9 protein-coding genes and 1 pseudogene are annotated in these 11418 nt (G+C 67.6%); 5 read left to right on the top strand and 5 right to left on the bottom strand.

Features of this window, described 5'->3' with window-relative positions:
• Positions 1-1452: molybdopterin dinucleotide binding domain-containing protein (locus tag JO059_RS12815; RefSeq protein WP_293319203.1), on the top strand; the 1452-nt coding region annotated here is incomplete at its 5' end.
• 21 nt (positions 1453-1473) lie between these two features.
• Here JO059_RS12815 and JO059_RS12810 read toward each other — a convergent pair.
• Positions 1474-2250: pseudogene (locus JO059_RS12810) on the bottom strand (helix-turn-helix domain-containing protein); the annotation flags it as partial.
• A 274-nt stretch (positions 2251-2524) separates the two neighbouring features.
• On the opposite strand from JO059_RS12810, the gene JO059_RS12800 reads away from it, so the two are divergent.
• Positions 2525-2725, top strand: coding sequence for a hypothetical protein (locus JO059_RS12800; protein WP_293319201.1), 201 nt, complete (start codon positions 2525-2527; stop codon positions 2723-2725).
• 176 nt (positions 2726-2901) lie between these two features.
• Here JO059_RS12800 and JO059_RS12795 read toward each other — a convergent pair whose 3' ends face one another.
• Positions 2902-4896: a M13 family metallopeptidase gene (locus JO059_RS12795; protein WP_293319199.1), complete on the bottom strand. Its 1995-nt coding sequence runs from the start codon at positions 4894-4896 to the stop codon at positions 2902-2904.
• A gap of 42 nt (positions 4897-4938) precedes the next feature.
• Between JO059_RS12795 and JO059_RS12790 the strand changes: the two genes are divergently transcribed.
• Both JO059_RS12790 and JO059_RS12785 read left to right on the top strand, forming a co-directional pair.
• Positions 4939-5613 (top strand): hypothetical protein, encoded by a 675-nt coding sequence (locus JO059_RS12790; RefSeq protein ID WP_293319197.1) that lies wholly within the window; start codon positions 4939-4941, stop codon positions 5611-5613.
• Positions 5610-6299, top strand: a complete 690-nt coding sequence (locus JO059_RS12785; RefSeq protein WP_293319195.1) for a hypothetical protein — start codon at positions 5610-5612, stop codon at positions 6297-6299. The genes JO059_RS12790 and JO059_RS12785 overlap by 4 nt, the downstream gene beginning before the upstream one ends.
• Here JO059_RS12785 and JO059_RS12780 read toward each other — a convergent pair.
• The gene (locus JO059_RS12780) at positions 6286-6843 is read right to left on the bottom strand and encodes an XRE family transcriptional regulator (protein ID WP_293319193.1); all 558 of its coding nucleotides are present in this window, start codon (positions 6841-6843) and stop codon (positions 6286-6288) included. The two genes, JO059_RS12785 and JO059_RS12780, sit on opposite strands and share 14 nt — an antisense overlap.
• Complete coding sequence (locus JO059_RS12775) at positions 6840-9860, bottom strand: MMPL family transporter (protein ID WP_293319191.1); 3021 nt, start codon at positions 9858-9860, stop codon at positions 6840-6842. The genes JO059_RS12780 and JO059_RS12775 overlap by 4 nt, the downstream gene beginning before the upstream one ends.
• Before the next feature lie 439 nt (positions 9861-10299).
• Between JO059_RS12775 and JO059_RS12770 the strand changes: the two genes are divergently transcribed.
• Positions 10300-10881, top strand: a complete 582-nt coding sequence (locus tag JO059_RS12770) for a hemophore (protein ID WP_293319189.1) — start codon at positions 10300-10302, stop codon at positions 10879-10881.
• 14 nt (positions 10882-10895) lie between these two features.
• Here the strand turns inward: JO059_RS12770 and JO059_RS12765 are convergent.
• Positions 10896-11418 (bottom strand): YbhN family protein (locus JO059_RS12765; protein WP_293319187.1); only part of this gene is annotated, 523 nt, incomplete at its 5' end.

The following is an 11418-nucleotide window of genomic DNA, read 5'->3' as shown; positions in this document are numbered from 1 at the left end:
AACTACGCGCAACGCTGTGGTGTGGACGAAGAGCTCCTGCGGGCCGCGGCGCGACGCGTCGGCACCGCGGCCAGCGTTGCCGTGTTCGAAGACCTCGGCATTCAGCAGGCACCCAACAGCACGCTCTGCTCCTATCTGAACAAGCTGCTGTGGATCCTCACCGGCAACTTCGCGAAAATGGGTGGCCAGCACCTGCATTCGTCGCTGGCTTCGCTGTTCAGCACCGTCTCCGGGCGCACGCCCGTCACCCGCGCCCCCATCATCGCCGGGCTGATTCCGGCCAACGCCGTGCCCGAGGAGATCCTGACCGACCACCCGGACCGGTTCCGGGCGATGATCGTCGAAAGCGGCAACCCCGCGCATTCGCTGGCCGATTCGGCCAGGTGCACGGCGGCGTTCCGGTCGCTGGAGCTGATGGTGGTCGTCGACGTCGCGATGACCGAGACCGCCAGGCTTGCGCACTATGTGCTGCCCGCGGCCTCCCAATTCGAGAAGCCGGAGGCCACGTTCTTCAATTTCGAGTTCCCGCGCAACGGTTTTCAGCTGCGCCGACCGCTGCTGGCACCGTTGCCCGGCACACTGCCCGAGCCGGAGATCTGGGCACGACTGGTGCGTGCCCTCGGCGTCGTCGACGACGCCGATCTGCGGCCCCTGCGGGAGGCCGCGCAGCGCGGGCGCCAGGCGTACACCGAGGCGTTCCTCGGCGCGGTGGCCGGCAACCCGACGGTGGCGAAGTTGCTCCCCTACGTGCTCTACGAAACCCTCGGACCGACGCTCCCAGACGGTTTGGCGGGCGCGGCCGCGCTATGGGGGCTCGCCCAAAAGACGGCGATGACCTACCCCGACGCCGTCCGGCGCGCCGGCCACGCCGACGGTAACGCGCTGTTCGACGCGATCCTCGAAAGCCCGTCGGGCGTCACGTTCACGGTGCACAACTACGAGGACGACTTCTCGCTGATCAGCCACAGCGATCACAAGATAGCGCTGGAAATCCCCGAAATGCTGGACGAATTAAGTGCTTTGGCTGTCGCACCGCCGCGCCTGACGACGCCGGAGTTTCCCATCGTGCTGTCGGTGGGCGAGCGGCGCGCGTACACCGCCAACGACATCTTCCGCGACCCGTCCTGGCGCAAACGCGATGCCGACGGGGCGCTGCGGGTCAGTGTCGAAGACGCCCAGGCCCTCGGGCTCGCCGACGGAAGCCGGGCCCGCGTCAGCACAGCGGCCGGCCACGCCGAGGCGACGATCGAGGTCAGCGAGACCATGCTTCCCGGGCACGCGTCGCTGCCCAACGGTTTCGGGCTCGACTACATCGACGACGACGGGCGGACCGTCGTTCCCGGCGTCGCACCGAACACGCTCACCTCCACTGGGTGGCGGGACCGCTACGCCGGCACGCCATGGCACAAGCACGTGCCGGCGCGCATCGAATTGTGCCCAGCAGGGGGTTGAATCAGCTCCGGATCGCGGGCCGAACCTGTCTCGGTAGGCCTTCGGTGACACGCCAAGGTGTTCGACGAATGTCCGCCGAAGGGTTTCGGTGCTGCCAAACCCCGCGAGGTGCGCGGTGTCGGTGACGGTCCGGCCGGCGTCGAGCGCGGCGCGGGCGGCATCGATCCGGACCATTTGCACGTAGTCGGCGGGAGTCATTCCGAGCTCGGATCGGAAGAGCCGGGTCAACTGGCGCGTACTGAGTGAGGCCCGCGCGGCAAGGGATCGCACGCGGTGGTCCGCGCCGGGGTCGGCTGCTATCGCCGCGATGACCGCCCGGAGCGCGGACTGCGGTGGTGGATTGGCCTCAACCAGTGCCGAGAATTGTGATTGCCCGCCAGCGCGTTTGAGATAGACAACCAGCCAGCGTGCCACGTCGCGGACCAGCTCGGCGCCGTAGTCCTGCTCGACCAGGGCAAGGGCGAGATCGATGCCCGATGGCACCCCCGCCGACGTGAAGACGTCGCCGTCCCGAACGAAAATCGCGTCGGGCTCAACGATGATGTCGGGGAAGGCTCGGGCAAGCAACCGGGTGTCTCGCCAGTGCGTGGTGGCGCGCCGGCCGCTGAGCAGGCCGGCCTGCGCGAGGATGAAAGACCCCGTGCAGATGGACCCCAGGCGCCGCGTGCGACCCGCCATCGATTTAACGGCCGCGACGAGTTCGGGGTCGATCGCGCGCGCCGGCACGTTGTCGCTGCCGGCGACCAGCACGGTATCGGCGGATGCTATCGACGAAATGCTGTCGCTGACACCCAGCCGGGCGCTGTTGGATGTCGCAGGAGCGGCCGAAGTCTTCGGCGTCTTCTTTGTTGTCGAGCCGGACCGGGCGGGGCTTGTTGCCCTCGAACAACGACTTCGCGACGGTCGCTTGCGCCCGATTGTCGGGGCGGTGTGTTCACTTGCGGAGGCGCCGTCGGCATTCGATCCCGCGCGCCGCGTCCGGGGCAAAATGGTCGTAGCGATTGCCGATGGCGACTAGGCCCCCCGAACGCAATGCCCAACTCGGAGAGGATTTCGAAACATGCCATGACCGATGGCGCGGCTCACCAGCCGAACAACCGGCGGGCTGGTATCGATTGTCGAGCATCCGTTCGCCGTGGGCACGATCACGGCGGCACATCGGCATGCGCACGAGGACGAGCACTCCCATGTGCTGGCCGGCCAGATCGGTTTTCGGTCAGACGACAACGAGGTCGTGCCGGAACTGGTTTCGAAAACTACTTCCGCGAGCTGAGTGAGCTGCTGACCTCTGGAACGGTTATGGCAGACACCGGGGCGCCCCTCCACGAATCAGCAGACTTCGCTGAGCTCGCGAAGAAGTACGGTCTGACATAGGGCGCCCCCGAATGGTTCGACGAAGTGGTGCGGCGCTACGGCCTCTCACCGGCGACACATTGATCGGGCCGGCGCCTAGTTCCAGATCCTGACCCTGCGCCCGGGCTCCAGGTAGAGCGCGTCGCCCTCGGCCACCCCGAAGGCGTCGTAGAACGCATCCACGTTGCGCACGACTCCGTTACAGCGGAACTCCGGCGGTGAATGGGGGTCCACCGCCAAGCGCCGGATCGCTTCCGCCACACGCGATTTGGTTCGCCATACCTGCGCCCAGCCGTAAAACACGCGCTGGACGCCGGTGAGTCCGTCGATGACCGGAGCGGGCCGTCCGTTCAGCGACAGCTGGTAGGCCAGCAGCGCGATGGACAACCCGCCCAGGTCGCCGATGTTCTCCCCGACGGTGAACGCGCCGTTGACGCGGTATGTGCCGTCGAGTCCCCGGGGCGTGTAGGCGCCGTACTGCTCGATGAGCGCCTTGGTGCGCAAGCCGAACTCCCGGCGGTCATCCTCGGTCCACCAGTCGACCAGGTTGCCGTCGCCGTCGTATTTGGCGCCCTGATCGTCGAAGCCGTGCCCGATCTCGTGTCCGATCACCGCGCCGATGCCACCGTAGTTGGCGGCGTCATCGGCTTCGGCGTCGAAGAACGGTGGCTGCAAAATCGCTGCGGGGAAAACGATTTCGTTCATCCCTGGGTTGTAGTACGCGTTGACGGTCTGGGGGGTCATGAACCATTCGTCGCGGTCGACGGGGCCACCGAGCTTGGCCAGCTCGCGATCGTGGTTGACCGCATATCCACGCTGAAAGTTGCCGTAGAGGTCGTTTCTGTCGATCACCAGCTTGGAGTAGTCGCGCCACTTCGTCGGGTACCCGACCTTGGCAGTGAACTTCTCCAGCTTGGCCAGCGCGCGCTCACGGGTCTGCGGTGTCATCCAGTCCAGCTCGCTGATGGACAGGCGGTAGGCCGCCCGCAGGTTGTCCACCAAGATGTCGATCCGGGCCTTGGCGTCGGGCGGGAAATGCCTTTGCACATAAAGCTTCCCGACGGCGTCACCCATCAGGTTCTCCACCAGGGAGACCGCCCGCTTCCAGCGTTCCCGGAGCTGCTCGGCGCCGGTCAGCAGGCGACCATAGAACTCGAAGTCCGCGGCAACGAGGTCCGCGGTCAGCCACTGGGCGCGCGCGCGGATCACCCGCCAACGTGCCCAGCTCTTCCAGTCCTCGAAATCCTCAGTGCGCCAGAGCTCCGCGAACGCGGTCAGGTAATCGGGTTGGCGCACAATGATTTCCGCAAGAGATTCCGGTGTGCCGCCGAGCGCGGCCACCCAGGCCGCCCAGTCGAATCCGCCCGCTTCGTTCTGCAGCTCCGCGAAGGTGCGCAGGTTGTAGGTGAGTTCCGCATCGCGGCGTCTGACGACATCCCAGTGCGCGGCGGCGAGTTTGCCCTCCAGCGCGACGATGCGGTCCGCGGTCTGGGCGTGCGTGTCGGGGTCTCCACCGAAGACGAGGCCGAACATCCGCGCGATGTGTCCCGGATACGCGGCCAGCACGGCCGCGTGCTGCTCGTCGCGGAAATACGATTCGTCGGGCAGCCCGATGCCCGACTGGTTGACGTGCACCAGGTAGCGGGTCGAATCCTTGGCGTCGGTGTCGACATACATCGCCACGCCGCCGCCCGCTCCGGTGCGTTGCAGAGCGCCCACCGCGCAGGCCAGCGCCGTCGGGTCGGCCGCGTCCTCGATGACGCGCAACTCGTCGTGCAGTGGTTGCAGGCCCCTGCGCTCCACGGCCTCCTCGTCGAGGAAGCTGGCGTACAGATCGCCGATGCGTTGCGCGTCGGTGTTCGCCGATGCCGCCGCGCGGGCCTGCTCGCTCGCTTCGACGATCAGGTCGCGCACCTGCTCTTCGGCCCGGTCGAACAGCTGGCGGAAGGCGCCGTCGGTCGCGCGGTCAGCGGGTATCCGGTGCTCGGTCAGCCAGCGGCCGTTGACGTGCCCGAAGAGGTCGTCCTGGGGGCGGGCGTCCGGATCGACATGGCTCAGGTCGATGCCCGAGCGAATGGCCGCATACGTCACCCCGCCATCCTTCCATCTTCTTTTGGGTGCAACGATCGGCCCATGCCCGACGGCGAGCCGACCGAGCCAGCTACCGAGGAAGAACCCGCCGAATCCGCCGACGCCAAAGAAGAGGCGGCGCCGGACACTTCCGAACCCGAATCTAAACCCGAATCCAAGGGCGCCCCGACGTTTTCCGGCTACGGGATCGCGTCGACCGTTTTGGGCGCGCTGTCGGTCGCGGCGGTCGTGCTCGGCGTCCTCATCTGGTCGGCGCACCGCGACGAGCTGAGCGAACGCATTTACCTGACTCGGGTCATGCAGACCGCCGCCGACTGGACGGGCGTGCTGATCAACATGAACAGCGGCAACGTCGATTCCAGCCTGCAGAAGCTGCACGACGGAACGGTGGGGGAGCTCAACGCGGACTTCGATGCGGCCATGCAGCCCTACCGTCAGGTCGTGCAGAAGCTGCAGTCGCAGAGCGCGGGCCGAATCGAGGCGGTGGCGATCGAAGCGGTGCATCGCGACCTGGACACCCAGCCGGGAGTGTCCCGGCCGGTGGTGACCACCAAGCTGCCCGCCTTCGCCAGCCGGACGGATTCGGTGATGCTGGTCGCGACGTCGGTCAGCGAGAACGTCGGCGCCAAACCGCAGACGGTGCATTGGAACCTGCGTCTGAACGTCTCCGACGTGGACGGCAAGCTGATGATCTCCGGGCTGGAATCGATCCGATGAGAAACATGTGGCGGCTGCTCGCCTTCGATATCGCCGCCCCGGTGGGCGCGCTCATCGCGCTGCTGGCCATCGGAGTCGTCCTGGGATGGCCTCTGTGGTGGGTCTCGGCGTGCACGGCGCTGGTGTTGCTGATCGTCGAGGGTGTGGGCGTCAATTTCTGGCTGCTGCGCCGCGACGCGGTCAGCGTGGGCACCGACGACGACGCGCCGGGGCTGCGGTTGGCCGTTGTTTTCCTGTGCGCGGCGGCCCTGTCGGCGGCCGTCCTGACCGGATACCTGCATTGGTCGAGGGCCGACCGGGACTTCAAGAAGGATTCCCGCGAGGTGGTCCAGACCGCCACGGGCTTGGCCGAGGCGATGGCGTCCTTCACTCCCGGCGCGCCGACCAGCTCTATCGACCGGGCGACCGCGATGATGGTGCCGGAACATGCGGACGCGTTCAAGGAGCAGTACAAGAAGTCCAGCACGGAACTGGCCCAACACAACATCACGGCGCAGGCGGCGACGTTGTCGGCCGGCGTCGAGGCGCTCGGGCCCTCGGCGGCAAGTGTGGCGGTGATCCTGCGGGTAACCCAGACCTCGCCGGGCCAGCCGTCGAGTCAGGCGGCGCCCGCGCTGCGCGTGACGCTGACCAAGCACGGCGGCACCTGGCTCGTCTCCGACGTGGTCCCGATCAATTCCCGTTGACGGGCCCGTCGGTTTGGGTCGAACGCGGGGACTTCACCTTGACGAAGCGGTCCGACAGCCGACGCATCCGGATCATAAGCGAGGCCGACGGGCTGGTGGTGCCGTCGATGTAGGCGGTCAATTCCTCCGACGCCACCCCGATGCGGGAGGCGAACTCGTGCTGGTCCAGGCCGGACCGGTCGATCAGCAGGCGCACATGGCGGGCCACCTCCGCCCGCTCATTGGCCTCCAGGTGGCTGCGGGCGCGCTCCACCACCTCCAGTAGGGCCTTGGCGATGCCATAGGGCCGGGTGTCGCCGAGCACCTCTTCGACCTGGCGGGCGGTGCGCCCGTACGGGTCGCGCTTCAGCGCGGCCGCGATGCGCTTCCAAGCGTCGATGTCGCCGCCTTGCAGCGCCGCACGGATGGCCGAGGTCGACCAGAACTCCACCGGCTGTTCGGGTGACTGTTGAGATGATTGGCCGGATCCACCGCCGGGGCCGCGCGGGTCGGCCTCGGGCCGCCGGGGGGGCGGTGCGGGGCGCCGTTCGGATGCCAACGTCACCTCGCCTCCTCCAGCATTGCCACGGCCACCGAAAGGCAGCGCTGCCTGACCTCGTCCCAGTCCGCCTTGGCGGCGGGTTCCTGCCACTCATCGTCACTGAGATCCGAAGGATGCGGATCCGCGAGCCGGCGGACCAACTGCGTGGCGATCCATTGCCGCCTGGGTGCTTGACAACAGTAATACCTGTCCATTGCGCCCAGCACTGCCGCGGCGGTCTCGGGCTCTACCGTTTCGACCATGTCAGCAAAGTCGGCGTAATCGCGTCGACTGTTACGGCACATGATCAGGTAGCCCTTCAGGCGCAGCGCTTCCGCACCTGTCGGCACCAGCAGGCGGTCGCCGGTGGGGAGTTGCACATTGGTGGTTTCCACCGGGCTGCGCCGTTCGAACCTCGGCGGTTCGCAGTCGTCGGGGTCCGCCTGCAGCGCGTCGATGGCCACCGACAGCCGCCCGCGCCACAGCGTGACCGGGTGAACGGGCCGGTCCGCCCCAGAAATCGCGCGGGCCGCGCCGTTGCGCGACGTCAGGCCGCCCACCAGCTTCTTTGCGCCTGAATGACCCCCCGAATGACCCCCGGAAAGGCCTTTGCTGTGCCCATTGGTGGCCCCGTTGGTGGGCTTGGCGTCGCTGATGTCGACCTGGTGGGGGATCTGACCGGGGCCGAGGCCCCGCGGTTTGTGGCTATTGCGCTGGCAGCCGGTGAACGCGAGCGGGTCGGCCACGCAGATGGCGTCGGGTGCCAGGTGCTTCAGCTTCGCCGCCGATTTGAGCACCATTCGCAGGTCGGCGCTGGGCGCCGCCAGCGCCGAGATGTCGTCGGGGATGACGACGACGTCACCGAGGTCTACCTCGGGCAGCGGCCTCTCGAAGTCGACCGAGGGCAGCACTCGACGCAGCCAGCGGGGCAGCCACCAGTTCCACTGGGCGAACATCGCCATCAACGCGGGAACGAGCACCAGCCGCACCACCGTGGCATCCACCGCGATGGCCACGGCACAGGCCACCCCGATCTCGGCGACCAGCGGCATGCCGGCGAAGGCGAAACCGATGAACACCGCGATCATGATCAGCGCAGCGCTGGTGATGGTGCGGGCGCTCGTGCTCACCCCGTATGCCACCGCATCGCGGGTGTTCCCCGAGTGCAGGAAGCGTTCCCGGATGCGGGTGAGCAGGAAGATCTCGTAATCCATCGACAACCCGAACGTCATCGCGAGCACCAGCGGGGGAACGGTGCTGTCGATCGAGTTGATGTGCGCGAAGCCGAGACCCTGCAGCCAGCCCCACTGAAAGACCATCACCAGGCTGCCGTAGGCGGCCGCGACCGACAGCAAGGTCATCAGTACGCCCTTGAGCGCCAAGAACACCGAGTGAATCGATATCAGCAGCATCACGAACGCGATCACTGCCACGAACGCCAGCACCAGGGGCTCGGTCGCCGATACCCGGTCATCGAAATCCTTGATCAGCGCCGTCGGGCCGCCCACGTCGACGCGCGCGGCTCCCAGGTCTGGGACCGCGGGTAGCTGCGCTCGCATCCAGCTGACTGTGTCACGGGCACGCATGTCCTCCGGATCGACCGATAACACCGCGGACAGCAACGCGCTGCTGTCGTCTTCGGCGATTTGCGGCGCCGACACGGACACGATGTTGGGGGCCTGCGTCATCCGGTTACGGATCGCGGCGATCGCCTGGCCGTGCTCGGCGGACGCCGCGTCGCCGTCGGGAAAGGTGATCAGCACCCGGACCGGACCGAGCGCTCCGGGTCCGAGGGCTTGGGCCGCAGCGGCCACCCCGGCTCGGATCTCGTGCGAGGAGTCGAACTGCCGCAAGAGGCTGTTGCCCAGGACCATCGACGCCGTCGGAAGGGCCATGACGAGCAGCACCAGCGCCGCAGCGACCGCCGACAGCCACGGCCGGCGCATCACCCATCCCACCCATCGGTTCCAGAACCTGGACTGCGTGCTTTCCGGCCGCCGGGACCAGCGCAGCAGGGCCCACCTCTTGGCGGCCGCACGGCCGAAGGTCGCCAGGACCGCCGGTGTCAGGGTGGCCGACGTCAGCATCGCCACCGCTACGGCCAGGATCGCGCCCGTGGCCATCGACTTCAGCGCCGGGGTGTTGATCAGGTAGATCCCGGTGAGCGAGGCGACGACGGTCATCCCCGACAGCACCACCGCCAGGCCCGATGTGGCCATCGCGGCATCCACGGCTTCGGTGGGTTGGCGGCCGGCGCGTAGTTCCTCGCGGAAACGCATCAAGATGAACAGCGAGTAGTCGACCGCAAGCGCGATTCCGAACATCGACACGGTCGAGGTCACGAAAACCGACATGGTGGTATACGCCGACAGCAGGTAGACCAGGCCCATGGTGACCACGACCGTGCAGACACCGAGGGCGAGCGGGATCGCCGCGGCCGCCAGCGAACCGAACACCGCAAGCAAGACGATCAAGATGATCGGCAGGTTCCACCGTTCGGCAGCCGCGATGTCGTGCTTCGTGTTGGCCGCTGCGGCGGCGCTCAGCGCGCCCTGTCCGATGACGTACAGCCGCACCCTGCCGTCGGCGGTCTGGCCGGACTGATCGCCCCTGACACCAACCTTTTCCCGCAGCTGCTTGGCGACGTCGCTAGTGCCCGCGTTGCGGGCGTCCAGCCGCAGGGACACCACATACGGGCGGTCCGGTTGGGGGGGCCGCTGGGCGGGATTGGGTGCCTCCGTCACGCCGGGGAACTCGCTTGCGACGCGCCTCAGCTGGGCGACCGCATCGTTCATGTCCTGGTAGCTGGCATCTGGGCGGGGAGCCGCCACCAGCGCCAGCGAGGATGCGCCCTCGTCGTGGTAGAGCTCCTCGATTTGATCGTGGACCGCCAGCGACTGTGAGCCGGCGACTTCGAAACCGCCGCCCGTGAGATTTCCGGACTGCGTCATCGCGAGGTAGACCGCCGGCACCAATGCCAGCAACCAGCCTGTGAAGACCAACCAGCGGTACTTACGCAGGCTGCCGCTCAGGCGCATCATGAACTGCTGGATTTCTTACTCCCCGGGTTACTCGCGCAGCGCGTGCAGGCGAGAATACCGCAGCGGCGTGTGGATTATGTCGGGTTGTCGGCATCCTGAGCTGCGCGGACACCGAAGTTGCGAAGGCGCCCCCCGGTCGTTGTGAACCGGTGATCAAGTCGTTGCGAACCGGTGATCAAGTGCGGTGTTCCTCACACTGCCCACACAGGGGCCAATAAAGGGGCCCACAGGGGAAGACGGGCTTCGCGATAACCAGGCTTGGGATGGCAGGATGGCGGATGGCCGCGGGGGGCTTCGGTGATTCGGGGACGAACCCGGAGGCGAATTCGAAGGCGAATTCCTTCGGGCCTTGCTGCCAAGACAGCCAACACGCGCCGCTTTCGGCCTCCATTGCGAGGTGTCCGGACTCGGCACCAGCTTCGCAGACTCAGGAGCGACCATGACCACAGCCACCACGCCCCGGCGCCGCAGACTCTTCGCAGGCCTGCTCGCGACCGCGGTGCCAGGCGCGGCCCTCGCGGTGCTGGCCGGGCCGCCGGCCACCGGTGCCAACGACCCGTGCGCGGCAAGTGAAGTCGCCCGGACCATCGGCTCGGTTGCCAAGTCCATGGGCGATTACTTGGACTCGCATCCCGAAACCAATCAGACGCTGACCACGATGCTGCAGCAGCAGGCGGGACCGCAGTCGTTGACGGGGCTCAAGTCGTACTTCGAGGCCAATCCCAAAGTCGCCGGTGACATGACGACGATTGCCCAGCCGTTGACCAACCTTTCGATGCAGTGCAAGCTGCCGATCTCGCCCGCGCAGGCGATGGGCATCATGCAGCAGGCGCAGGGCGCGGCCGGGGGGCTTCCCGGCCTGCCGGGCAACCCCGCGGGCGCCTCACCCCTGGGCGGCGCACCGGCGACCGCGCCGTCCGGCGGCGTTCCGGGCGGACTGCTGCCTGGAGTGACGGTGGGTGGCGCTCCGGCACAGAGCGGACCGGCGGGCGGCGCGCCGCGACAGAACAGCGTCGGATAGCGGCCGGTCGGACGCTAGCCGTAGGGTTCCGGATTCCGTTCGGGTGGCGGCACGGGCCCCTGCAGGGCCGTCTCGCTGGGGTCGCTCGGGTGGTGCATGACAGGCAGGGGACCGGTGATCGGCTCGTCGTCCGAGTCGGCGGTGTTCTCCGTGCGAAACATGAAGAAGAACACCACCCAGCCGATCGCCGCGATGAGTAACCAGCTGATCAGCCGGTAGATCAGCATGGCCGAGATGGCGCTGGGCAACGACATGCCGCTCGAGACCAGGCCGGGCACCAGGACCGCCTCGACGACCAACAGTCCGCCCGGCATCAGCGGAATCGTGCCCACCGCGCGGGCAGCCGCATAGGCGACCGTCAAGCCGGCCACCGACGCGTGATCGCCGGCCGCGTACGCGGCGAAGCCGAGGCAGGCGATGTCGGCGATCCAGTTGAACAGCGACCAACTGAACGCCACCCCCAAGTCCCGCCGGCCCAGGCTCACCGATTCCAGCTGCATGAGCGTCTCGCGCCATCTGTCGACGCCCGCGGTCGCC

It is taken from the genome of Mycobacterium sp. (assembly GCF_019247615.1).
Classification (GTDB): Bacteria; Actinomycetota; Actinomycetes; order Mycobacteriales; family Mycobacteriaceae; genus Mycobacterium.
This window is presented reverse-complemented; position numbering and strand designations above follow the sequence as displayed.